The sequence below is a fragment of the Microbacterium candidum genome, from assembly GCF_030315975.1.
GTDB lineage: Bacteria > Actinomycetota > Actinomycetes > Actinomycetales > Microbacteriaceae > Microbacterium > Microbacterium candidum.
The window spans coordinates 306,603-330,717 of the sequence record NZ_JASXSZ010000004.1 but is presented as its reverse complement, the minus strand read 5'-3'; the positions used below and the strand labels follow the sequence as shown (position 1 = coordinate 330,717).

At 71.0% G+C, this 24,115-nt stretch carries 19 protein-coding genes; 7 read left to right on the top strand and 12 right to left on the bottom strand.

Features of this window, described 5'->3' with window-relative positions; all coding sequences use genetic code 11:
• Positions 1 to 50 precede the first annotated feature (50 nt).
• Positions 51 to 1,418, top strand: a complete 1,368-nt coding sequence (locus tag QSV35_RS13805) for a bifunctional o-acetylhomoserine/o-acetylserine sulfhydrylase (protein ID WP_286289553.1) — start codon at positions 51 to 53, stop codon at positions 1,416 to 1,418.
• Positions 1,419 to 1,619: 201 nt separating this feature from the next.
• Here QSV35_RS13805 and QSV35_RS13800 read toward each other — a convergent pair whose 3' ends face one another.
• Together QSV35_RS13800 and QSV35_RS13795 are read right to left on the bottom strand one after the other, a co-directional pair.
• A complete protein-coding gene (locus QSV35_RS13800; protein WP_286289363.1) occupies positions 1,620 to 2,147 on the bottom strand; it encodes a hypothetical protein in 528 nt (175 codons plus the stop codon).
• Positions 2,148 to 2,230: 83 nt separating this feature from the next.
• Complete coding sequence (locus tag QSV35_RS13795; RefSeq protein ID WP_286289362.1) at positions 2,231 to 3,160, bottom strand: prenyltransferase/squalene oxidase repeat-containing protein; 930 nt, start codon at positions 3,158 to 3,160, stop codon at positions 2,231 to 2,233.
• A 76-nt stretch (positions 3,161 to 3,236) separates the two neighbouring features.
• Between QSV35_RS13795 and metX the strand changes: the two genes are divergently transcribed.
• Positions 3,237 to 4,448 (top strand): homoserine O-acetyltransferase MetX, encoded by a 1,212-nt coding sequence (gene metX, locus QSV35_RS13790; RefSeq protein WP_286289361.1) that lies wholly within the window; start codon positions 3,237 to 3,239, stop codon positions 4,446 to 4,448.
• Between the two features lie 106 nt (positions 4,449 to 4,554).
• Here the strand turns inward: metX and QSV35_RS13785 are convergent, their stop codons facing one another.
• On the bottom strand, positions 4,555 to 5,292 hold the full coding sequence (locus QSV35_RS13785) for an NUDIX hydrolase (protein ID WP_286289360.1): 738 nt from the start codon (positions 5,290 to 5,292) through the stop codon (positions 4,555 to 4,557).
• 30 nt (positions 5,293 to 5,322) lie between these two features.
• Positions 5,323 to 5,646 carry a thiamine-binding protein gene (locus QSV35_RS13780; RefSeq protein WP_286289359.1) on the bottom strand — a complete coding sequence of 108 codons (324 nt, stop codon included), beginning with the start codon at positions 5,644 to 5,646 and terminating at the stop codon, positions 5,323 to 5,325.
• A gap of 93 nt (positions 5,647 to 5,739) precedes the next feature.
• Here QSV35_RS13780 and QSV35_RS13775 point away from each other — a divergent pair, with 93 nt between their 5' ends.
• Both QSV35_RS13775 and QSV35_RS13770 read left to right on the top strand, forming a co-directional pair.
• The gene (locus tag QSV35_RS13775; protein WP_286289358.1) at positions 5,740 to 6,543 is read left to right on the top strand and encodes a MerR family transcriptional regulator; all 804 of its coding nucleotides are present in this window, start codon (positions 5,740 to 5,742) and stop codon (positions 6,541 to 6,543) included.
• A gap of 52 nt (positions 6,544 to 6,595) precedes the next feature.
• Positions 6,596 to 7,471, top strand: a complete 876-nt coding sequence (locus QSV35_RS13770) for a TrmH family RNA methyltransferase (protein ID WP_286289357.1) — start codon at positions 6,596 to 6,598, stop codon at positions 7,469 to 7,471.
• On the opposite strand, the gene QSV35_RS13765 is transcribed toward QSV35_RS13770, so the two are convergent.
• From QSV35_RS13765 to guaB1, 6 genes are all read right to left on the bottom strand, one after another.
• Positions 7,440 to 8,663, bottom strand: coding sequence for a glycosyltransferase 87 family protein (locus tag QSV35_RS13765; RefSeq protein WP_286289356.1), 1,224 nt, complete (start codon positions 8,661 to 8,663; stop codon positions 7,440 to 7,442). The two genes, QSV35_RS13770 and QSV35_RS13765, sit on opposite strands and share 32 nt — an antisense overlap.
• Positions 8,664 to 8,730: 67 nt before the next feature.
• Positions 8,731 to 9,573 (bottom strand): ADP-dependent NAD(P)H-hydrate dehydratase, encoded by an 843-nt coding sequence (locus QSV35_RS13760; RefSeq protein ID WP_286289355.1) that lies wholly within the window; start codon positions 9,571 to 9,573, stop codon positions 8,731 to 8,733.
• Positions 9,574 to 9,762: 189 nt separating this feature from the next.
• Positions 9,763 to 10,830: a hemolysin family protein gene (locus QSV35_RS13755; protein WP_286289354.1), complete on the bottom strand. Its 1,068-nt coding sequence runs from the start codon at positions 10,828 to 10,830 to the stop codon at positions 9,763 to 9,765.
• The gene (locus QSV35_RS13750; protein WP_286289552.1) at positions 10,827 to 12,134 is read right to left on the bottom strand and encodes a hemolysin family protein; all 1,308 of its coding nucleotides are present in this window, start codon (positions 12,132 to 12,134) and stop codon (positions 10,827 to 10,829) included. Before QSV35_RS13750 ends, QSV35_RS13755 begins: the two co-directional genes overlap by 4 nt.
• A gap of 212 nt (positions 12,135 to 12,346) precedes the next feature.
• Complete coding sequence (gene pnuC / locus QSV35_RS13745) at positions 12,347 to 13,045, bottom strand: nicotinamide riboside transporter PnuC (protein WP_286289353.1); 699 nt, start codon at positions 13,043 to 13,045, stop codon at positions 12,347 to 12,349.
• 12 nt (positions 13,046 to 13,057) lie between these two features.
• Positions 13,058 to 14,515, bottom strand: coding sequence for a GMP reductase (gene guaB1, locus QSV35_RS13740; protein WP_286289352.1), 1,458 nt, complete (start codon positions 14,513 to 14,515; stop codon positions 13,058 to 13,060).
• Positions 14,516 to 14,681: 166 nt separating this feature from the next.
• Here guaB1 and QSV35_RS13735 point away from each other — a divergent pair, with 166 nt between their 5' ends.
• Complete coding sequence (locus tag QSV35_RS13735; protein WP_286289351.1) at positions 14,682 to 18,371, top strand: multifunctional oxoglutarate decarboxylase/oxoglutarate dehydrogenase thiamine pyrophosphate-binding subunit/dihydrolipoyllysine-residue succinyltransferase subunit; 3,690 nt, start codon at positions 14,682 to 14,684, stop codon at positions 18,369 to 18,371.
• A gap of 13 nt (positions 18,372 to 18,384) precedes the next feature.
• Here QSV35_RS13735 and QSV35_RS13730 read toward each other — a convergent pair whose 3' ends face one another.
• On the bottom strand, positions 18,385 to 19,749 hold the full coding sequence (locus tag QSV35_RS13730; RefSeq protein WP_286289350.1) for an APC family permease: 1,365 nt from the start codon (positions 19,747 to 19,749) through the stop codon (positions 18,385 to 18,387).
• 187 nt (positions 19,750 to 19,936) lie between these two features.
• Entirely contained in the window at positions 19,937 to 21,481 is a 1,545-nt protein-coding gene (locus QSV35_RS13725; protein WP_286289349.1) for a glycerol-3-phosphate dehydrogenase/oxidase, read from the bottom strand.
• A 25-nt stretch (positions 21,482 to 21,506) separates the two neighbouring features.
• On the opposite strand from QSV35_RS13725, the gene QSV35_RS13720 reads away from it, so the two are divergent.
• Positions 21,507 to 23,156: an FAD-binding oxidoreductase gene (locus tag QSV35_RS13720; protein ID WP_286289348.1), complete on the top strand. Its 1,650-nt coding sequence runs from the start codon at positions 21,507 to 21,509 to the stop codon at positions 23,154 to 23,156.
• Positions 23,153 to 24,061, top strand: coding sequence for a diacylglycerol kinase (locus QSV35_RS13715; protein ID WP_286289347.1), 909 nt, complete (start codon positions 23,153 to 23,155; stop codon positions 24,059 to 24,061). The genes QSV35_RS13720 and QSV35_RS13715 overlap by 4 nt, the downstream gene beginning before the upstream one ends.
• Positions 24,062 to 24,115: the final 54 nt, after the last annotated feature.

Below are 24,115 nucleotides of genomic sequence, written 5' to 3'. Positions count from 1 at the left end.
CCGCCCCCTGGTTACGTAACATTTCCGCTTCGTTGTTGACACGACGCCGCATCCGTACTGTCGAAGACACCCGCACAGACCACAGGAGTTCGCATATGTCCGCTGCAGAGAACTGGCGTTTCGAGACCAAGCAGATCCACTCGGGCGCCGCGCCCGACCCGGTGACCAAGGCCCGCGCCACGCCGATCTACCAGACCACGTCGTACGTGTTCGACAACGCGGATCACGCGGCGAACCTGTTCGCCCTGGCCGAGTTCGGCAACATCTACACGCGCATCCAGAACCCCACGCAGGACGTTCTCGAGCAGCGCCTCGCCGCGCTCGAGGGCGGCACCGGCGCACTCGTGCTGTCGTCGGGCCAGGCGGCCTCGACCTTCGCGATCCTGAACATCGCCGAGGCGGGCGACCACTTCGTCGCGTCGAGCTCGATCTACGGCGGCACGTACAACCTCTTCAAGTACACGCTCGGCAAGCTCGGCATCGACGTCACGTTCGTCGAGAACCAGGACGACCCCGAGGAGTGGCGTCGCGCCGTCCGCCCGAACACGAAGGCGTTCTTCGCCGAGACGATCGGCAACCCGCGCATCAACATCCTCGACATCCGGACGGTGTCCGACATCGCCCACGAGAACGGCGTCCCGCTCATCGTCGACAACACGATCGCGACCCCGTACCTCATCCGTCCGTTCGAGCACGGCGCCGACATCGTCATCCACTCCGTGACGAAGTTCCTCGGCGGCCACGGCACCACGATCGGCGGCGCCATCGTCGACGGCGGCACGTTCGCGTGGTCGCAGAACGTCGACAAGTTCCCCGGTCTCACCGAGCCCGACCCCTCGTACCACGGCGCGTCGTACACGACCGCCGTCGGCGACGGTCTCGCGTACATCATCAAGGCGCGCGTCCAGCTGCTTCGCGACCTCGGCTCGGCGATCGCCCCGCAGAGCGCGTGGAACCTGCTGCAGGGCGTGGAGACGCTGTCCCTGCGCATCGAGCGTCACGTGCAGAACGCGCAGGAGATCGCCGAGTGGCTCGAGAACCACGACGACGTCGCCTCGGTGAACTACTCGGGCCTGCCGACCTCGCCGTGGTACGCCGCCGCCAACCAGTACGCACCCAAGGGCGTCGGCGCGGTCCTGTCGTTCGAGCTCAAGGGCGGTGTCGAAGCGGGACGCGAGTTCGTGAACTCGCTGACGCTCTTCAGCCACCTCGCCAACATCGGCGACGTGCGCTCGCTCGTCATCCACCCGGCATCCACGACGCACTCGCAGCTGACCCCGGAGCAGCAGCTCACGTCGGGTGTCACGCCCGGCCTCGTCCGCCTGTCCGTGGGCCTCGAGAACATCGACGACCTGAAGGCCGACCTCGACCAGGCTCTCGCCGCCGCGCGTCGCCTGTCGGAGGCCGCCCGCGCGTAATCCCTCTCGGTCCCCGAGCTTCGCGGGGCCGGATGCCCGCCCCTGTGTTCGGGGGCGGGCATCCGTCGTCCGGGGCCGGCACGTGAGCGGCGCGTGCGAAAAGACTGGTCCATCCAGGCGACACGCCGTCCGGCCTCGCCCCGATCGGCGTGTCGCCCGCTCTCACCAGCCTTTCGACACGGGACGCGGGATCCGTCTCGATCAGGCGGAAGCGCCGCGGATGCCGGTCTTCTCGCTCACCCGGAAGGCGGTGGCGGCGAGCACGTAGAAGGCGACGTCCGCGACGACCTTCCCGGCGATGAGGGCGAGCCCGGTGTGCGGGACGACGAACAGCGCCACGGTCAGGAGCCCGGGGCGGATCAGCAGTGTGTCGATCAGCTCGGCGGGTCCGAACTCCACCACCAGCAGCCCGAGAACCCGCAGCAGGATGCGTACCCGTCCGCGCCCAGGGAGATTCCGGCGCTGCTCCCGCCAGACGGCGATGCCCGCGACGGCGTAGAAGCCGACGCTCTCAGCGATCGAACCGACGATCGCGACGACGACGGCCGGCGCAGCGGCTTCCGATACGAGGAGGCCCGCCGCGACCATCGTCAGGGTGCCCGATATCTCCGGTGGCGCATAGCGCTTGATCCAGAACCAGAGGGCCGCGAGCCGGGGGTGCCGCGGCGCGGCTGCCGTCTCGGATCCGGCGGGAGCCCGGTCCTCCCGGACGGCTTCGAGGGTGCTCATGCCAGGACGGAGCACTCGCGCCGCAGGGGTGATACCCGGGAACCGGGATCTCCGTGCCGCCGCGGAGGTTCACGGGCGCGAGGTCAGCCGGCGTCCCACCAGCGCAGCACGCGCATGGCGCGGAGCGTCACCCAGCGGCTGGGCGCGCCCTCGCGGTCGTCGAACTCCCGCCACACCGGGCCCTCGTGACGCAGCTCGAACGGGAAGCGCCCCTCGGCGTCCGCCTTGCTGCGCAGGAGCTCGATCGCCCCGGTCGCGCGCGGATCGCGCAGGTCGGCGCGACGCAGGTGGTCGAGTCCGCGGAGGATGTCGTAGAACCACCGGGTGGGGTACGCCAGCATGGTTAACCGGAGGTCGGCCGGCTCCCCCGTCGAGCGCCGGCGGAACATCCCGCGCTCGAGGAGGTACTCGGTTCCCGCATGGCGCGCGGCGGTCGCCTCGTCCGAGGTTCCGCCCGCCTGCTCCCATGCGAGTAGTCCGTCGAGCACGCAGATCGTCGAGTGGAACGACGACACCCGCACCCCCGCGGGTGCCCAGCAGTTCCAGCCGCCGTCCGGGAAATGCCAGTCGAGGAGCGTCGGCACGATGGCATCCCCGCCCGCGCCGAAGTACGCCGCGGTCGTGAGCGCCGTGCCATTGATGCACGGCTCGGTCTCGCCGTCGAAGTAGGGCCGGCCGTCCCATGTGACTTTCTCCCGTACGAGTGCGATCGCCCGCTGCGCCTGCGGGCTCGCGGGATCGATCCCGAACTCGCGCAGCTCCTCCAAGGCGAAGTGCGTGGCCGTCCAGGCGTCGAAGAACGGCCTGTCCTCCTGCGCCCAGCCGGGGCGGTACACGCCTCCGTCCCAGAGGCCGTCGGCTGTCTGCCGCGCGAGCAGCTCGGCGCCCCATCCCTCCGTCGCGACGCGGGCGCGCTCTGCGCCGACCTCTGCCGCGGGTGCATCGGTCAGATCGCGCAGCACCTGCCATCGGATCGCGGGGTCGGAGTCCAGCATCCACTCGATGACGTCCATGCGCGAGAGGCTACCGACGACTGCCGACATCCGTAACAGACCGGGGCCACGTGCATCCATCCGGGAGAATGTATGGATGGACTGGCAGACCTCCGAAGACACGGTGCCGTCGGCACCGGTGACGGAGGCCGACGCACGGTCGCTCCTCGGGCGGCCGCCGACGAGCGGTGCATGGCGCGACGGGGATCCGATCGGCGACCGGCGGTTCGCTTCCTTCGGCGCCTTCCGCACCGAGGGCGGACGCGATCTGCCCGCATTCCGGATCGCGTATGAGACGTGGGGCGAGCTCAACACCGCGCGCGACAACGCGGTGCTGGTCCTCCATGCGCTCACCGGCGACAGCCACGTGCGCGGCGCGGCCGGCCCGGGCCACCCGACGAGCGGCTGGTGGGACGACATCGTCGGCCCCGGCTGCCCGATCGACACCGACCGCTGGTTCGTCGTCGCACCCAACATGCTGGGCGGATGCCAGGGATCGACCGGTCCCGCGAGTTTCGGCCCGACGGGCGGAGAGTGGGGCGCGCGATTCCCCTACCTCACGACGCGCGACCAGGTCGTCGCGCAGCGGCACCTCGCCGACGCGCTCGGCGTCGACGTATGGGCGGCCGTCATCGGCGGATCGATGGGCGGGATGCACGCGCTCGAGTGGGCGGCGACGTTCCCCGACCGGGTGGCACGCGTCGGCATCCTCGCGGCACCGCCGGTCAACACCGCCGACCAGATCGCGCTGAACTCGGTGCAGCTCGAGGCGATCCAGATCGACCCCCGCTTCCAGGGCGGCGACTACTACGACGCGGGCGACGGCGACGGCCCGCACCGCGGCCTCGCGCTCGCGCGGCGGATGGCACTCCTCAACTACCGGAGCCCGGCCGAGCTCAACCTGCGCTTCCAGCGGTCGTGGCAGTCCGGCGTGAGCCCGCTCGGCCACGGCGGACGCTTCGCCGTGGAGTCGTATCTCGACTTCCACGGCAACAAGTTCACGCGTCGGTTCGACGCGAACAGCTACATCACGCTCGTCGAGGCGATGAACTCGCACGACATCGGCCGCGACCGCGGCGGGGTCGAGGAGGCGCTCGCCTCGATCACCGCGACCGCTCTCGTGCTCGGGATCGACAGCGACCGGCTCTTCCCGATCGACGGGCAGCACCGCATCGCGCGCTCCGTCCCGAACACGCTCGACGGTGACACGGCCGTCGTCATCTCGAGCGACTTCGGCCACGACGGCTTCCTCATCGAGACCGAGGTCGTCGGCATGCACCTGCGGCGCCTCCTCGACGCTTCCGCCTGACCCCGCCGTGGTTCTCCTCCGTCTAGCGGAGGCTCAGGATCGGACGGAGGATGCGGATGCCTCATCCAGCCCTCCCCTCGGACGATCCCCTCCGCTCAGCGGAGGATCAGCCCGCGGTGCGGGTGTAGATCCAGGGCAGCGCACCGATCTCGAGACGGTGGCGGGCGGTGGATGCCGGTGCCGCCGCATCGACGTACTCGCCGTCGTCCTGCCACATCATCATGGGCCCGGACTCCCCCGTCCGAGCCACCGAATCGAACCGCTCGAACCGGACGGCCTCGACGAGCGCAGGCACCGCGGCGAAGCCTGCGAGCGAATGCAGCGTGACCCACGTCGGCGGGTAGAGGACGACCTCGCCGCGGGCGTGCCGCTCGAGCATGTCGTCCGGACGGACCCACTCCGCCGAGACGACCTCGTCGGCGGACAGCATCCATTCGGCTGTCTGAGCGCGGGCGACGAAGAACCACGTGCGGATGCGCAGCGGGATCCCGGGAGGCGGATCCCACACCGACAGGGTCCGCAGCGCCTCGACCTCGAACCCCGCCTCCTCGTGCGTCTCCCGCACGGCGGCGTTACGAGCGACGTCCTCCTCGGGGTCGTCCGGTGACGGCCGATCGGATGCCTCGACCTTCCCACCCGGGAACACCCAGGCACCCGCGAACGAGCCCCGCGCAGGCCGCTCGATCATGAGCACCTCGACGCCGGACTGACCGTCACGCACGACGACCGCCGTTCCCGCGACCGGGATGTCCGGGTCCTCCGCATCCTCCGGCAGGCGAGGTCTCGCATCGCGGGAGGCGTCGAGGATCGCGCGGAAGGACCGCTGGGCGGGGGTTTCGCTCACCCGCTCAGCGTATGCCCGCACGCCGGGGCGTCAGTCGTCGAGCTCGTCCTCGGACGCCTCGAGAGCAGCCTCGAGCCGGTCGATCTTCGCGTCGAGCTCGCCGGTGAATCCGGGCCGGATGTCGGCCTTCAGCACGAGCGACACGCGCGAGCCGAATGCCCCGACGGCCTCGGTGGCGCGCTTGACGACGTCGAAGACGTCATCCCACTCCCCCTCGATCTCCGTGAACATCGACGTGGTGCGGTGCGGCAGGCCGGACTCGCGGACGATCCGCACGGCGGCGGCGACGGCATCGTGGACGGAGCCGTCGGAACGGCCCGTTCCGCTCGGGGCGACGGAGAAAGCGACCAGCATCCTTCCACGCTACCCGCACCTCCGTCCGTGATGACGACGGAGGTCGCCGTGTGCACCGCGGCGAATAGAGTCGTCCGGGAAGGAGGCGCCCGGATGACCCGTCCCATCGCAGCCGACGGGATGACCGTCGGAACCATCGCCGAACTCGTCGGCGTGAGCGTGCGCACCCTGCACCACTGGGATCAAACCGGGCTCGTCGTGCCATCGGGACGGACAGCGGCGGGCTATCGGAGCTATTCGCACGAGGACCTCGGACGGGTGCATCGCGTGATGGTCTACCGAGAACTCGGCTTCTCCCTCGCCTCGATCGCCGCGATCCTGGACGACCCGGATGCCGAGGGGACGGAGCAGCTCCGCGAGCACCGGCGCCTGCTGGCGGCGCGGATCTCGGATCTTCGACGGATGGCCGTCGCCGTCGATGAGCTCCTGGACCGCAAGGAGAAGGGCGAGGCGCTCACCGCGCGGGAGCAGACCGAGATCTTCGGCCGCACCTGGCGCCAGGAATGGGCCGAAGAGGCGCAGGAGCGCTGGGGCGGGACCGAGCAGTGGCGGCAGTTCGAGGAACGCGCCGAGGCGCTGTCGTCCGAGGAGCGGGTCGCGCTCGGTGAAGCGGGCGCTGAACTGTTCGAGGAGATGGCCGATGCGAAGCGATCAGGAGTCGAGGCATCCGGCCCGGCCGGGATCGCACTGGCCGATCGTCATCGCGAGATGCTCGGTTCGATGTGGGCGTGCACGCCGTCGATGCACGCGGTGCTCGGCCGGATGTTCGTCGACGATCCTCGATTCCGAGCCGAGTTCGACGAGATCGAGGACGGATTGAGCGGCTGGATCGCGGCCGCGATCTTCGCCGCCGCGCGGGTTCGTGGGATCGACCCGCGCCGCGCTCGGTGGGAGTAGGACGCGGCGCCGCGCTTGACCCTCACGCAACGTCAGGGTCAACGCTCGGGAGATGCCCGCAACCGCGCTTCTGCCAGGACCCGGCACTGCACCGGGAGATGCCCCGTTCGTCGACAGCGCCCGCCATCCAGCGATCAGGCGTGTCTCGGACGTCATCCGCTCCCGCTCCGCGACCCCTCGAACCCTCCTCCTCGACGACGCACACAGTATCGAGCGCGCGATCCACGCCGGCGTGGGCGTGGAGGCGATCTACGCGACAGTGAAGCACGCGGATGAAGCGCAGCGGCTGCACGAGGGAGCGCCTTTGGCCGACCGGGTGATCGTCTCGAAGGACGTGATGCGGTCGCTCCTGCCTCGCGACAACGCGCCGCGGATGCTGGCGCTCGCGCGTGCTCCGAGGGCTGCGCGCTGGGGAGACATCTCGGCGGCCGCCGGCGACGTGCTGGTGCTCGACGGCGTGCGCATCACCGGGAACATCGGCGCGATCGTCCGCAGCGCATGCGCGCTCGGGGCGGCCGGCGTCGTGCTCCTCGACAGCGGGCTGCGCAGCGCGTACGATCGCCGCCTCGTCCGAGCCAGCCGCGGGCTGGTATTCGAGCTGCCGACGGTGCTCGCCGAACCGCACGACCTCGTGTCGTTCCTGCATGCGGAGGGGATGCCGCTGGCGGGACTCAGCGCAGACGCCGACGCCCCGCTCGAGCACATCCGACGGCACGCGGGCCGCATCGCGATCCTGATCGGATCGGAGCGGTTCGGCGCATCCGATGCTCTCGACGCCGTCACCGCGGCGCGCTACGCCGTTCCGATGGCGACCGGCGTCGAATCCCTCAATGTGTCCGTCGCCGCTGCGCTCGCGCTCTACGAGCGCAGCGGGGCGCGACGATGCGCGGGCTCGGCTACGGCGCGGCGACGGGCTGCGGGCGCTTGACCCGGCCGGCGACGGGAACACGCACGAGCCGCACGAGCGCCCACACGAGGAGGGCCACCGTGAGGGCGGTGCGCAGCGTCATGAGAACAGCCGCGAACGGGTCGCCGACGAGCAGCTCCCGGTAGAAGATCGGGTACTCGAGGAGCGTGACGAAGGCCAGGACGAGCGCCACCGTCGCGGGCCCCCGCCAGCGCCGCCGGTCGATGACGAGCCCGACGATGAGCGGCGCCGCGATCCACGTCACGTACTGCGGGGAGCCGACCTTGTTGAAGACGATCATCGCCAGCACGAGCGACAGCGCGAGCGGCGGGAAGAGGGCGTGGAAGGATGCGCGCTCCCATGCCTTGAACGCGCCGATGACCGCGATGGCGAGCACGGCGATCGCGAGGAGAGGGGTCATCAGTGCGATGACGACATCCTCGCCCGGTCCGTGCAGGCTGAACGTCACGAGACGCGAGTCCCAGTACAGGGCGGAACCGGGGATGTGGAGCACCGTCTGCCACAGGTACACCGTCGCGACGGGCGCCTCCAGCTGGAGGCCGCGGACCGTCTGGTCGCCGATGAACCCGAACACGTACTTGCCACCGCCCGCGACCACGACGCCGAGGATCGTGAGTCCCGTGACGATGAGCGCCGCTCCGACGATCGCCATGCGGCGCCGCACCGCGATCACGGCGGCTGCGATGAGCGCAGCCGGCCACACCTTCATCCAGGTCGCGATCGACAGCAGGATGCCGCCGAGCCACGGTCGACCGACCAGCCACAGGCATCCGGCGAGCGCGAGCGGCACGGTGAAGCCGTCGAGCCGGTACATCCCGACGGGGCCCAGCAGCGCGATGAAGCACAGCCAGAACCACGCGCCGACGTTGCGGCCGACCGACCTGCCGCGACCGACCAGCATCCAGAACGCGAGGGCGTCCGCGACGGTCACGAGGATCGCCCACGCGGCCGTGTAGTTCTGCGTGATCCAGACGAAGCCGTGCGCGAGGATCATCGGGATGAGCGCGAGCTGCGGATACACCCACGGCTCCGTGATCCCTACGATGCCGTGCCCGGTCACCGCTGCCGTCGACCACGGCTCGTACACCTTGTAGACGTCGCCCATCGGCTCCATCGGAAGGAGGAAACCCAGCACGGCGACCGCCGCGTGGACGAACACGAAGGCGACCCACAGCACGGCTCGTCTCGACACGGTGTCCCATCCTACGTGGCGCGCACCCCTGCTCCCTGAACGGCGTCCCGTCCGGCAGCCGGCGCGGTCACTCGGCGCGGGGAACCGACCCGACGACTTGCGCCACGGCGTGCGGCAGGCAGGATGCCACCTCGAGCGCCGTGATCGGCCCTCCGCGCGGCGGCAGAGCGCCGGCGGCCACCGACGCCGCCTGCGCGTGCAGCCACACTCCTGCGGCGGCGCGGCGCGCGAGGACGGCGGGATCCGCTGTAGGAGTCCCGGCGACCACGGCGCCGATCGCGCCGGCGAGGACATCCCCGGCGCCCGCGGTCGCAAGCCACGGCGGAGCGATCGAGATCGCCGTCGCCCACCCCCCGGGTTCGGCGACGATCGTGACGGCCCCCTTGAGGACCACGACGGCACCGAGGACCGACGCGGTCTCGAGGGCGGATGCGGCGCGCTCGTCGTCCGCTTCGCCCGTCTCCGGCAGCCCGAGGCGCGCGCGCAGGCGGGCGTGCTCCCCCGCGTGCGGGGTGACGACCCACGCGTGCGCGCCGGGCTCCGCCAGGTCGAGCGCGCCGGCATCGACGACGACGGGCTCGTCGGCCGCGAGGATGCGGCGCAGCGCCTCCGTGTCTTCGGGGGTGCGGGTGGCCGCATCCATCCCGGATCCGACGACCCACGCCTGCACGCGGCCGGTCCCGAGGACGGTCTCAGGGCGCCGCTGCAGCACGAGCTCCTCGGCACGCCGAGGGCCGACGTAGCGGACCATGCCGGCGCCGGCACGCCATGCGGCCTCGACGCCGAGCACCGCGGCGCCCGGATACGCGTCGGATCCGGTCCGCATCCCGACCACGCCGCGCGAGTACTTGTCGTCGGACGCGTCGGGACTGCGCACGATCGCGGCCGTGTCGGCGAGGGTCCACTCCATGCGAGTCAGGCTACGCGTCAAGTCGACGGGTCGTTGAGCGAGCGACGGTCGTTGAGCGCGCGATGCGAGATGAAACGCGAAGACGAACGAGGGGAGCCGATCTGTCGGACCCTCTGCGTTTCGTCTCGGTCGTTCCTCCCTCGCTCAACGACCCGCGCAAAATCAGAGGTCGTCGACCGACCCACGACGTCAGCGGTCGAACCGGCCACCGCGACGCGTGGCGTCCTCGACCTCGCCGACGAGCTCTTCGAGCACGTCCTCCAGGAACAGCACAGCCGTCGTCTCGCCTTGCTCGTCGCGGACCTCGGCGAGGTGCCTGCCCGCCTTCCGCATCGCCGCGAGCGCGTCCTCGAGATCGGTCGTCTCCAGGAGCGGGACCATTCGATGGATGCGCTTCGCCTCGATGGGCCGCAGCGCCCGCGACTCGGAGTTCGGCCCCTCGGCGGCGCGCAGGATGTCCTTCAGGTGGACGTAGCCGACCGGCGTGCCCTCGCCGTCGACGATCACGTACCTCGAGAAGCCGTGCTTGGCGACCGCGCGCTCGATCTCGTCCGGGGTCGTCTCGAGCGGCAGCGTGACGAGGGATGCCACGGGCACGGCCACATCCTTCGCCTTCTTGTCGGTGAACTCGACGACGGCGGCGACTGTTCCGGCCGCATCGTCGAGCACGCCCTCAGCGCGCGAATGCTCGACGATCGTCGCGACCTCCTCGAGGGTGAAGGTGGAGTTGGCCTCATCCTTCGGCTCGACCCGGAAGAGCCGCACGATGTGGTTCGCGGTCCAGTTCAGCGCGACGATCACGGGGCGGAACACGACCGACACCCACACGAGCGGGGTCGCGAGGATCAGCACCGCGCGGTCGGGCATCGAGAACGCGAGGTTCTTCGGCACCATCTCGCCGAAGACGACGTGGAGATAGCTCACGAGCACGAGCGCGACGACGAAGCCGATCGCATCCACCGCCGCCGTCGACAGGTTCGTGAGACCCAGAGGACCCGCGAGCAGGTGATGGATGGCGGGCTCCGACACGTTCAAGATGATCAGCGAGCAGATCGTGATGCCGAGCTGGCTCGTGGCGAGCATGAGCGTCGCGTGCTCCATCGCATAGAGCGCCGTCTTCGCGGACCGCGAGCCCTTCTCGGCGCGCGGCTCGATCTGCGAGCGCCGCGCGGAGACCACCGCGAACTCCGCCGCGACGAAGAAGCCGTTGAAGAGGAGCAGCACGACGAGCCAGACGATTCCCGCCCAGTCGTTCATCGGTCGCCCCCTTCCTCGGGTGCGACGGGTCTCGGGGTGTACCGGATGCGGTCCACGCGCCGCCCGTCCATGCGGACGACCCGCAGGGTGCCGTCCTCCGTCTCGACCTCGTCGCCGACCGCGGGGATCCGCTCGAGGACGCTCATGAGGTACCCGCCGACGGTGTCGTACACGTCGCCCTCGGGGACGCGGACGCCGGCGCGGTCGCGCAGCTCGTCGGGCCGGAGGTCGCCGGGGAATGTCAGCGACCCCTCGCCGCGCACGATGCCCGCGACGCGGCGGTCGTGCTCGTCGAGGACCTCGCCGACGATCTCCTCCACGAGGTCTTCGAGGGTGACGATGCCGGCGGTGCCGCCGTACTCGTCCACGACGACGGCCATCTGGTAGCCGCGGGCCCGGAGCTCCGACATGACCGCGTCGAGGTGCACGGCCTCGGGCACGCGCAGCGGCTCGGTCGCAAGCGCTGCGGCCGGGACATCCGCCCGTCGCTCGCGCGGCACGCTCACGGCGGCCTTGAGGTGGACGATCCCGATGATGTCGTCCATCGAGTCGTCGTAGACCGGGAAGCGGCTGTGGCCGGTGCGGCGGGCGAGCTGGATGACGTCGTCCGCCGATTCCTCCGCCTGCAGCGCGTGCATGCTCGGGCGCGGCGTCATGACATCGGCGGTCGTCAGGCGTGCGAAGTTCAGCGAGCGGTCGAGGAGGGATGCGGTGTCCGGCTCGAGCACGCCCGCGCTCGCCGAGCGGCGCACGAGGCTGGAGAGCTCCTCCGCCGTGCGCGCGCCGGACAGCTCCTCCTTCGGCTCGACGCCCACGGCGCGCAGGACCCCGTTCGCGCTGCCGTTCAGGAGGCTCACGGCGGGCTTGAACACCGTGGTGAAGCCGACCTGGAACGGCATGACGACCTTCGCCGTCGCGTGCGGCAGGGCCAGGGCGAAGTTCTTCGGCACGAGCTCGCCGAGGATCATCGACACGATCGTCGCGATCGCGACGCCGAGGAACACGGCGACGGCGTTCGCCGCTCCCTCGAGCCCGCCCAGCAGCGGCCGCAGCAGGTTCGAGATCGCCGGCTCCATCGTGTAACCGGCGAGCAGCGTCGTAAGCGTGATGCCGAGCTGCGCGCTCGACAGCTGCGTCGATGTCGACTTCAGCGCGCGGATCGTGAGTCCGAGCCGGCCCTCGCCCCTCGCCTGGCGCGCTTCGAGATCGGCACGGTCGAGCGTGATGAGGGAGAACTCGCTCGCGACGAACAAGCCCGTCCCGACCGTAAGGAGAAGCCCCACGCCCAGCATGACGTAATCCATCACGCGTCACCCCCTCGTGCGGGGGCGGGTCGGTGGGGCGGGCGTCTGCAACTGGGCGGGTCGTCCATTGTGCCGTCCATTCTACGGGAGCGCGCAGCGCGCTCCCCGATTGCCGTACCCGGTGGAACGCGCTCAGGCGTCCTGCACGCGCGGCGCCGCCGAGCGTGCGGGAGGCGCAGGCGAGTCCGGGCGCGGCGCTGTCGGCTCGCCGGCTAACGGACGGTGGGGTCGGGATGCAGCGTCTCGACCGCGGGCTTCGCGCGCCGGTCGGCGCGCGCCCACACGATGAAGCCCGCGATCGTGAAGCAGCCGTAGAACACGTACATGAACCCGGTGGCGTAGTAGCCGGCCTTGAACAGCAGCGGCACGCCGACGATGTCGACGGCGACCCAGATGAGCCAGAACTCGGTCCAGCCCTTCGCCATGCCGTATGTGGCGAGAAGGGACCCGACGAAGGTCCAGGCATCCGCCCACACCGGGTCGTAGGAGCCGAGCGCGGTGAACAGCGGAGTCAGCGCCGCCGTGCCGACGATCATCGTCCCGATGAGGGCGAAGCGCGTCGGCCAGGACGCCCAGCGCGGGACGACCGCCGTGCCCTCCTCATCCTTCGCGTGCTTCCAGCGGATCCAGCCGTAGATCGACACCGTGATGAACATGATCTGCCGGCCCGCCTGGCCGAGCAGCGCGGGCGCGGAGCTGTGCGGGTTCACGATGCTCGCGAGGAACACCGTGAGCAGCAGCACGTTGCCGATGATGCCGACCGGCCATGCCCAGACCTTGCGGCGCATGCCGCCGAGCGCGCTCGCCAACCCGAACACGTTGCCCGCGACCTCGCGCACGAGCAGCGTCTGACCGCCCGGCAGGGCGATCGTCGAGTTGAAGGCGTCGGTGAGCCACCGCAGGAAGTCCATCGATGGACAGTTCTACCAGCTGACGGGCAGGGCCTTGCCCTCCTCGTAGCCGGCGGCGGACTGCAGGCCGACGAGCGCGCGCTCGTGGAACTCCCGCACCGTGGCGGCACCGGCGTAGGTGAAGGACGACCGCACGCCGGAGGTGATCATGTCGATGAGGTCCTCGACGCCCGGACGCAATGGGTCGAGGTAGATCTTCGAGGAGGAGATGCCCTCGGCGAAGAGCTCCTTCCGGGCGAGCTCGTACGGGTCGAGCCGGCCGAAGCGCTCGTGCACGGCCTTCGTCGACGCCATCCCCCACGACTCCTTGTACAGACGGCCGGACGCATCCGACTGCAGGAGCCCCGGAGCCTCGATCGTGCCGGCGAACCAGGAGCCGATCATGACGGATGCGGCTCCCGCCGCGAGCGCGAGGGCGACGTCGCGCGGGTAGCGGACCCCGCCGTCGGCCCAGACGTGCGCACCCATCACCCGGGCGGCCTCTGCGGTCTCGAGCACGGCCGAGAACTGCGGACGCCCGACGGCGGTCATCATGCGTGTCGTGCACATGGCGCCCGGGCCCACGCCGACCTTCAGGATCGACGCGCCGGCCGTGACGAGGTCGTGCACGCCCTCGGCGGTCACGATGTTGCCGGCGGCAAGGGGGATGCCGAGATCCAGGTCGGCGATCGTGCGGAGGGCGCGCAGCATCCCCTCCTGGTGTCCGTGCGCCGTGTCGACGACGAGGACGTCGACGCCCGCTCCGGCGAGCGCGCGGGCCTTGGCCGCGACGTCGCCGTTGATGCCGACGGCGGCCGCGACGATGAGGCGGCCGGAGGCGTCGACACCGGGGCGATACAGGTTCGAGCGCAGGGCGCTGCGGCGCGAGAGCGTGCCGACGAGCATCCCGTGGTGGAGGATGCAGACCATCTCGGCGTCGCTGTCCACGATGAGGTCGAACGCGTGGCGCGGGCTCTCCACATCGTCCGCGTCGATCGCGACAGGGCGGGTGCGGGCGAGGTCGCCGAGCCGCGCGTCCGGAAGAGCGGTGCCGAGACGGGATGCCGGGACGATGCCGGCGATGTCCTCGATGCGGATGCCTTCCGCCGACGACACGGCGACGACGACGCCGTGCCCCTCGATGGGCGGGAGGAGGCGCGCCGCATCGGCGACGGTGGCGTCGGGCGGGAGCACGAGCGGCGTGTCCCACTGGACGGGCTGGTCCTTCACCCAGCGGATCGCCGCATCCAGCTCCTGCAGGGGCATGTCCTGCGGGAGCACGCCGAGTCCGCCGCGACGGGCGAGAGTCGCCGCGAGCCGCGCCCCGGTCACGGAGTTCATGTTCGAGGACACGAGCGGGAGCGTCGCCCCGCTGCCGTCGCCCGGCGACAGATCGACGTCGAGACGGCTCGTGACACCCGACCGGCGGGGCACCAGGAAGACGTCGGAATAGGTGAGGTCGACCTCGGGATCGTCGCCGTAGAACTCCATGTCTTCAGGGTACTGAATCCGCGATGCGGATATGGATTTCCGCATGAGCGTAACGAGCGCAACCAGGCGCGGTCTAGAGGACTGGGTTAGGCTTAACAGTCGCGCGTGTGCTGGATCCGCGCGCGCGAAGCCCACGATCTTCACCGATGAAAGCAGGCGATCGACTGTGTCGAGCCAGGTGACCGGCGCCGGTACCGCAAACGAAGGAGAGTTCGGAGCCAACGAGTGGCTCGTGGAGGAGCTCTACGAGCAGTTCTCGAAGGACCGGAACGCGGTCGACAAGGAATGGTGGCCCATTCTCGAGTCGTACGGCAAGGCGCAGGCATCCGCTGCTGCGGCCGGCACGCCCGCTGCTCCCCCGACCACCCAGCCCTCGACCGAGACGAAGCCCGTCACGGCGCCCGTCCCCGTCATCGGCAACCAGCCGGTCGCCCGCACGACGACCCGGCCCGCGGCCCCGCAGCCCGTGCCCGCGCAGGCGCCGAAGGCTCAGCCTTCGGTGGGCGAGGCATCCACCGAGAACGACGTCGTCACGGTCCTGCGCGGCATGCCGAAGACGCTCGCCGCCAACATGGACGAGTCGCTGACGGTACCGACCGCGACGAGCGTGCGCACCGTCCCGGCGAAGCTGATGATCGACAACCGCATCGTCATCAACAACCACATGTCCCGCACCCGCGGCGGCAAGGTGAGTTTCACGCACCTCATCGGCTGGGCGCTGATCCAGGCACTCAAGGAGTTCCCCAGCCAGAACGTCTTCTACGCCGAGATCGACGGCAAGCCCTCCGTCGTCGCGCCGGCGCACATCAACCTCGGCATCGCGATCGACGTGCCCAAGCCCGACGGCACCCGTGCGCTCCTGGTCCCGAGCATCAAGCGCGCCGACACGCTGACGTTCGGCGAGTACCTCATCTCCTACGAGGACCTCATCTCGCGCGCCCGCTCGAACAAGCTGACCGCGGCCGACTTCCAGGGCACGACGATCTCGCTCACGAACCCGGGCGGCATCGGCACGGTGCACTCCGTCCCCCGCCTCATGAAGGGCCAGGGGTGCATCGTCGGCGCGGGCGCCCTCGAGTACCCCGCCGAGTTCCAGGGCTCGAGCGAGAAGGTGCTCGTCGAGCTCGGCATCGGCAAGACGATCACCCTGACCAGCACGTACGACCACCGCGTCATCCAAGGTGCCGGCTCCGGCGAGTTCCTGAAGAAGGTGCACGAGCTCCTCATCGGGCAGCGCGACTTCTACGACCACATCTTCGCCGCGCTGCGCATCCCGTACGCGCCGATCCGCTGGAACGCGGACATCAGCGTCGACATCGCCGAGCGCGTCGACAAGACCGCCCGCGTGCAGGAGCTCATCAACTCGTACCGCGTGCGCGGCCACCTCATGGCCGACATCGACCCGCTGGAGTACCGCCAGCGCATGCACCCCGACCTCGAGATCGAGTCGCACGGCCTCACCTTCTGGGACCTCGACCGCGAATTCGTCACCGGGGGCTTCGGCGGCAAGCGCGTCATGAAGCTGCGCGACATCCTCGGCGTGCTGCGCGACTCGTACTGCCGCACGATCGGCATCGAGTACATGCACATCCAGGACCCGGTGCAGCGCCAGTGGTTCCAGGACAACCTCGAGGTCAAGTACCAGAAGCCCGGCCATGACGAGCAGATGCGCATCCTCGGCAAGCTCAACGAGGCCGAGGCGTTCGAGACGTTCCTGCAGACGAAGTACGTCGGCCAGAAGCGCTTCAGCCTCGAGGGCAGCGAGTCGCTCATCCCGCTCCTCGACGAGATCCTGCAGGGTGCTGCGACCGAGGGCCTCGACGGCGCCGCGATCGGCATGGCCCACCGCGGCCGGCTCAACGTGCTGACGAACATCGCCGGCAAGACCTACAGCCAGATCTTCCGCGAGTTCGAGGGGTCCGTCGCGATCGGCTCCAAGAGCGGTTCGGGCGACGTCAAGTACCACCTCGGCACCGAGGGCGTGTTCATCGCCGACGGCGGCGAGGAGCTGCCGGTGCTGCTGGCGGCGAACCCGTCGCACCTCGAGACGGTCGACGGTGTGCTCGAGGGCATCGCCCGCGCCAAGCAGGACCGCAAGCCCATCGGCACCTTCACGTGGCTGCCGATCCTCGTGCACGGCGATGCCGCGTTCGCCGGTCAGGGCGTCGTGATCGAGACGCTGCAGATGTCGCAGCTGCGCGGCTACCGCACGGGCGGCACCATCCACGTCGTCGTCAACAACCAGGTCGGCTTCACGACGACCCCGATCGACGGCCGCACGTCGGTGTACGCGACGGATGTGGCGAAGACCATCCAGGCGCCGATCTTCCACGTGAACGGCGACGACCCGGAGGCGGTCATCCACGTCGCGGAGGTCGCCTTCCGCTACCGCCAGAAGTTCCACCGCGATGTCGTGATCGACCTCGTCTCGTACCGCCGCCGCGGCCACAACGAGGGCGACGACCCGTCGATGACGCAGCCGCTCATGACGAACCTCATCGAGGGCAAGCGCTCCGTGCGCCGCCTGTACACCGAGGCCCTCGTCGGCCGCGGTGACATCACCGAGGAGGAGTACGACAAGGCGAAGGCCGACTTCCAGGGGCGCCTCGAGGTCGCGTTCGCCGAGACGCACGAAGCGGAGACCGGGGCGACCCCGATCGTGAACGCGGATGCGGTGCTCTCCCCCGTGATCGGCGAGCTCGAGATGTCCGGCGTCCCCGTGGAGGTCGTGAACCTCGTCGGCGACGCCTTCGTCAACAAGCCCGCCGGCTTCACGGTCCATCCGAAGCTGCAGCAGCTGCTCGACAAGCGCCACGATATGAGCCGCAACGGCGGGATCGACTGGGCGTTCGGCGAACTGCTCGCGTTCGGCTCGGTGCTGGTCGAGGGCACCAACGTGCGCCTCGCCGGCCAGGACTCGCGCCGCGGCACCTTCGTGCAACGCCACGCGGTCCTGCACGACCGCGCGAACGGCCAGGAGTGGCTGCCGCTGTCGAACCTGTCCGACAACCAGGGCCGTTTCTTCGTCTACGACTCGCTGCTGAGCGAGTACGCCGCGATGGCGTTCGAGTACGGCTACTCGGTCGAGCGGCCCGACGCGCTCGTGCTGTGGGAGGCGCAGTTCGGCGACTTCGCCAACGGCGCCCAGTCGGTCATCGACGAGTACCTCTCGTCGGCCGACCAGAAGTGGGGCCAGCAGTCGAGCGTCGTGCTGCTGCTGCCGCACGGCTACGAGGGCCAGGGACCGGACCACTCGTCCGCGCGCATCGAGCGCTATCTGCAGCTGTGCGCGCAGGACAACATGACGGTGGCCCGCCCGTCGACGCCGGCGTCGTACTTCCACCTGCTGCGCCGCCAGGCCTACTCGCGCCCGCGCCGCCCGCTCATCGTCTTCACGCCGAAGGCCATGCTGCGTCTGCGCGGTGCGACGAGCCCCGTCGAGGACTTCACGACCGGCCGGTTCCAGCCGGTGCTCGACGACGACCGCGGCGTGGCGAAGGATGCCGTCAAGCGCGTCGTGCTCACCGCCGGGAAGCCCTACTGGGATCTCAAGGCCGAGCTGGACAAGAACCCCAACCCCGCGATCGCCGTCGTGCGTCTGGAGCAGTTCTATCCGGCGCCCATCGACGACCTGAACCGCGTGCTCGCGGCCTACCCGGACGCCGAGCTCGTGTGGATGCAGGACGAGCCCGAGAACCAGGGAGCCTGGCCGTTCATCGCCCTCGAGGTCGCACCGCAGCTCGGTCGCGCCATCGGCGTGGTGTCGCGCCCGGCGATGGCCTCGACCGCGACGGGCTCGCCGAAGGTGCACGCGGCCGAGGCTGCCGAGCTCATCCGCAAGGCGCTCACCGTCTGATCGGCGGCGGGCGTCAGCCCGCGACGTCCTCGGCGGCGCTCAGCTTCGGCTGGGCGCCGTCGTCGTGTGCGACCCGATGCTCCGCGGAGCGGTCAGGGTCCACCGCATCCGCGATACCGCCCACGACGGCCCGACGGCGCATCCGGCGCCAGAGCGTGACGGCGACAGCCGCCGCCGCGAGGATGATCGCGGGCAGGAGGTGCGCGAAGTTCAGCACGAGCAGCGCGAGCGACAGCACCGCGGCGACGAGCGCCATCCACCACCCTGGCGTGCGCAGGGGAAGGATCCGCAGCGCCGCGATCATCCCGAGCGCGTAGATCGACACCATGTTGCCGGTGTGGATGAGGATGAAGGTCTGCAGGTCTCCGCCGGTGGCCACCGCGGCGCCCGTGTACGCGAGCGCGATGACGAACGTGAGCAGGATCGCCCGGCGCGGCACCCCGCCCGCCTCCGCCCCGGGCGCGAGCACGCGCGGCAGATCGCGCGTGACGGCGAGCGAGGCGCCGAGCTTGCCGAACGCCGCGATGTAGGAGTTCAGCACGCCCAAGCACACGATGCCCGCCGCCGCACCGACCACGAGCGGTCCGACGCCCGGGGCGGCGCTCACTGCGAGCGTGACGAGCGGCACCGCGCCGGCGCCGGCCTCGTCGCCCAGGACGCCGACCGTGACGATCTGGAGCAGCACGTAAGCCGCCCCGGTGATCGCGAGCGCGATCGCCGTCGCAATCGGGATCGCCCGCCGCGGATCGCGGAACTCGCCGGAGATGTGCGTGCCGACCTCCCACCCGGCGAAGGCCCAGACGAACAGGCTGATCGCCGTGCCGACACCGACCCAGCCGTGCGGGAGGAACGGCGCGAAGTGCGCGGTCTCGACGTGCGGGAAGGACGCGGAGACGAGGAAGACGACGATCGCCGTCAGCGTCCCGGTGAGGACGAACTGCACCCACCCCGCGGTGCGCACCCCCAGCATGTTGATCGCGAACGGCGGCACGAGGATCGCGAGCCCGATGAGCGGCACGGCCGAACGGTCGATGCCCGCGATGGCTGTCACGTAGTCGCCGCCGAGGAGCGCGAGAACCGGGAAGCCCGCGGCGACCCCGAAGTAGAACCAGTAGCCGGTGGCGCGCGCGGCCGTGGGTCCGACGGCCCGCCGAACATAGCTCGCGACCCCGCCCGGGTCGGGATACCGCGCGGCGAGGGCGGCGAAGGTTCCCGCGAGCGGGACGGCGAGGAGGATCACCGCCAGCACCGCGACGACGGATGCCGGCCCGGCCACACGCGCAGCGAGCCCCGGGAGCACGAGCAGGCCCGTGCCGAGGATCGCCGCGACGTAGAGGGCTGTGCCCTGGAGGACGCCGATGCCGCGATGCGAGGTCACGATTCCCAGTTTGCCGGGGACCCCCGACATCCCTGACCGACTCGGTGTCGAAAGACCGGTCACTCTCCTCGACACGCCGGTTCTCGCCCGACTGCTCGGCATGTCGGGACCGACGACCAGTCATTCGACACGCAGGCGGCGACACGCAGGCGGGAACACGCAGGCGGGGACGTTCGGGAGCGAGGGTTCAGGTGGGGGTCACGCCGGCACGCTCGAAGGCGGATGCCGCGGCATCCATCGACGCCTCGCGATCCTCCGCGACGAGCCCGAGCCGCGTGCGCCGATCCAACAGGTCGTCGATCGTCAGAGCGCCCTCCACAGCGACGCCCCAGTGCAGCTCCTGCGCGGTGACCTCGCGCGCGGCCCCCGGCCCCGACGGAAGCCGCGACACGTAGGGGGCCTCCGCCCCGTACCGCCGGACGTACCGTGCAGGCCCGGCGATCTCCCCCAGCCGCGCCCGGGGCCACGCCCCCACGAGCGGCAGGTCGCGCGTCCGCGACATCGGGCCGAAGCCGCGGCGGCGCACGACCTCGTCGATGCCGTCCTCGGCCATGCGGCGGTAGGTCGTGAGCTTGCCGCCGACGACCGAGAGCATGCCGGATTCCGATTCCACGATCGCGTGCTTGCGCGACAGATCGCTCGTCTCCTCCCCCTCGGGTCCCGTGAGGAGCGGCCGCAGGCCGGCGAACGTCGCGACGACGTCGTCTCGCGAGAGGGGCGAGGCGAGCACGCCGTTGATGACGCCGAGGAGCTGGTCGATCTCGGCGTCCGTCGCCCGTGGCACGTCCGGCACCTCCTCGCCCGCGGGGACATCGGTGAGGCCGATGTAGGTGCGGCCGTGGGGCGCCGGGACAGTGAAGACGAAGCGGCTCGACGACCCGGGAAGGGGCGCCGTCAACGACACGTCGGACCACCCGAGTCGCGCGGTCTCCACGACGAGGTGGGTGCCACGGCTCGGGCGGAGGTGCACGTGCGGGTCGACCTGCCCGGCCCACACCCCTGTCGCGTTCACGACGGCGCCCGCGTGCAGCTCGAGCTCGTCGCCGGTGAGTTCGTCGCGCACGACAACCCGGTCGCCGGTCGCGGAGACGGCGCGCACGCGCGTGAGGACGGATGCCCCGTACCCGGCGGCCGTCCGCGCGACGGCGACGACGAGGCGGGCGTCGTCGAAGAGCTGCCCGTCCCATCCGTGCACGCCGCCGCGCAGCCCCTCCCGCCGTACAGCGGGAGCGAGGGCGGCGACCGACGAGGGCGAGAGCGCTCCGGGCGCTGCGAGCACGCGGCCGGGCGTGCGCACGACCCGGCGCAGCCCGTCGCCGAGCGCATACCCGGCGCCGACGTACGCCCCGCGGGCGAGCGCGCCGGGATCGTGCAGCGGCATGACCTGCGCGAGCGGGCGCGTGAGGTGCGGCGCGATGCGGGTCATGAGCAGCTGCCGCTCGTACGCCGATTCGTAGGCGATGCCGACCTGCCCGCTCGCGAGGTAGCGCAGCCCGCCGTGCACGAGCTTCGAGCTCCAGCGGCTCGTGCCGAAGGCGAGGTCGTGCGCCTCGACGAGCACCGTGCGCAGCCCTCGGGATGCCGCATCCAGCGCCAGCCCCGCGCCCGTGATCCCCCCGCCGATCACGACGACGTCGACGTGGGGGTCGTCTCCGAGGACTTCGAGTTCCCGCGACCGCCGGCGCGCGGAGAGCGCGGAAGGATGCGGCGTGCGGCCGAGGATCCGAGTCACCCGGCGAGTTTGCCATACTGTGCGCATGGCCGCGACGACGCCCCCCGAGCTCCCCGCTGTCCCTGAGACCCGCCCGCGCATGACGTGGGACGCATGGGGCACAGACGAGGACGTCCGCCGGCTTCCCGCCGCGGCGCGATTCCTCGCGGCGCGCATGCTGCGGGGGGAGCCGCATCCCGTCCCCCGCATCCCGTCGCCGCGCGTGAGCCCGTCCCGTCTCTCCGTCGACGACCTGACCGCGCTGCGGAGCGCGGCCGCGGCGACGACGGATGACGCCGCCCGGGCGCTGCACCTCGGCGGCAAGAGCACGCCCGACCTCCTCGCCCGCCGCGACCCGGGCACGCAGCAGGCGCCCGACGCCGTGGTGAGCCCCGCGACCCACGACGAGGTCGCGGCGGTCCTCGCGATCTGCGACGCGCGCGGCATCGCCGTCGTTCCGTTCGGCGGCGGCACGAGCGTCGTCGGCGGGGTCGAGCCCGCAACCGGCACCCACCGCGCCGTCATCGCACTCGACCTCGAAGGCACCGCCGGGCTGCTGCGCTTCGACGGCACGTCGCTCCTCGCGACGTTCGGCGCGGGGACCACCGGCCCCCAGGCCGAAGAGCTCCTCGCCGCGCACGGCTGCACGCTGGGGCACTTCCCGCAGAGCTTCCGCTATGCCTCGATCGGCGGGTTCGCCGCGACGCGCTCGAGCGGTCAGGCGTCGCGCGGCTACGGCCGGTTCGACGATCTCGTTCACGGGATGCGGTTCGCCTCTCCCGTGGGCGACCTCGACCTCGACCGCGCCCCGGCGAGTGCGGCCGGTCCGGATCTGCGGCAGCTCGTCCTCGGCTCGGAGGGTGCGTTCGGCGTCATCACCGAGGTCACCGTGCGCGTGCACCGGCTGCCGAAGGCGACCCTCTACGGCGCGTGGACCTTCAAGAGCTTCGCGGACGGCGCCGAAGCCGTCCGCGCCCTGACGCAGCGCGGCATCCGTCCGACCGTCCTGCGCCTGTCCGACGCGACCGAGACGCGCGTCAACGCGGCCCTCGGCGGGCACGTCGCGCGCATGCGCGGATGCCTCGCGGTCGCGACGTTCGAGGGCGCGAGCAAGCGGGAGGCGAAGGCGGCGCGGGATGCCACGGCCGCCGTCTTCGCGAAGCACCGCGGCAAGGACCGCGGCGAGGCCGCGGCGCGCTCGTGGGAGCGCGGACGTTTCGCCGCGCCGGCCCTCCGCGACGCGCTGCTGGACATCGGCGTCCTCGCCGAGACCCTCGAGACCGCCGCCACATGGACCGACCTCGCCGGACTCAAGGACGCCGTGACGGTCGCCCTCACCGAGGCGCTCGCCGACACGAAGCCGATCGTCCTGTGCCACATCTCGCACGTGTACCCCGCGGGCGCATCGCTGTACTTCACGGTCGTCGCGGCCCTCACCGCCGACCCCGCCGCGCAGTGGGCTCGGGCGAAGGATGCGGCATCCCGCGCGATCGTCGCGGCCGGCGGCACGATCACCCACCATCACGCGGTGGGGCGCGACCACCGCCCGTACCTCGAGGACGAGATCGGTCCGCTCGGCGTCCATGTGCTCCAAGCCGTCAAGGCGACGCTCGACCCGAACGGCATCATGAATCCCGGCGCGCTCGTCGCCGTCCCCGAGCGGCGACCGTCGGCCGACGACGAGATCCTCGCGTGACGGTCGCCCTTCTCGCGAACCCAGCCGCGCGGGCCGGCGGCGGCACGGGTCCGGCGGAACGCGCCGCGGAGCGCCTGCGCGCGCACGGGATGGAGGTCGCGATCGTCTCCGGCGGGAGCGCCGCCGAGTCGACGAAGCTCCTGCGGGCGGCGATCGAGCTGGATGCGACGGCCGTCGTCGTCGCGGGCGGCGACGGCACGTTGCATCTCGCGATGCAGGAGGTCGCGGGAACCGGCATCCCCCTCGGGATCATCCCGGTGGGCACGGGCAACGACCTCGCCGCCGTCGCGGGCCTGCGCGAACTCGACGTCGAGACGGCGACCGACACCATCGCCGCCGGCGTGACGAAGGACATCGACCTGGCTCGCGTCACGCGCGCAGACGGTTCGACCGAGCTCTTCGGCACCGTGCTCGCGAGCGGATTCGACTCGCGCGTCAACGACCGGGCGAACGCGATGCGCTGGCCGCGCGGCGGGTCGCGTTACAACATCGCGATCCTGATCGAGTTCCTGACCCTGCACGGCGTGCCGTTCTCCCTCGACCTCGAACTCGCCGACGGCACGCGGGAGCAGCTGTCCGGCGATCTCGTGATGGCGACCGTGGGCAACGGTCGGACCTACGGCGGCGGGATCCCGATCTGTCCGGATGCGGACCCCGCTGACGGGCTGCTGGACGTGACGCTCGTCCGCCCCGCGGGGCGGCTGCACCTGCTGCGGCTCCTGCCGCGCGTGTACAGGGGCACCCACACCACCGTGGACGAGGTCTCGACGCGCAGGGTGCGCTCGATCCGGCTCGACGCGGCGGGCGTCACGGCCTACGCCGACGGAGACCCGATCGGCGCGCTGCCGCTCACGATCGACGTCGTGCCCCGCGCGCTGCGACTGTTCACGCGCGACTCTCCCTGACGATCCGAGGCGTTCTCATGCCTGGTATGACAACATATAGCAGGTCGAGGTCGC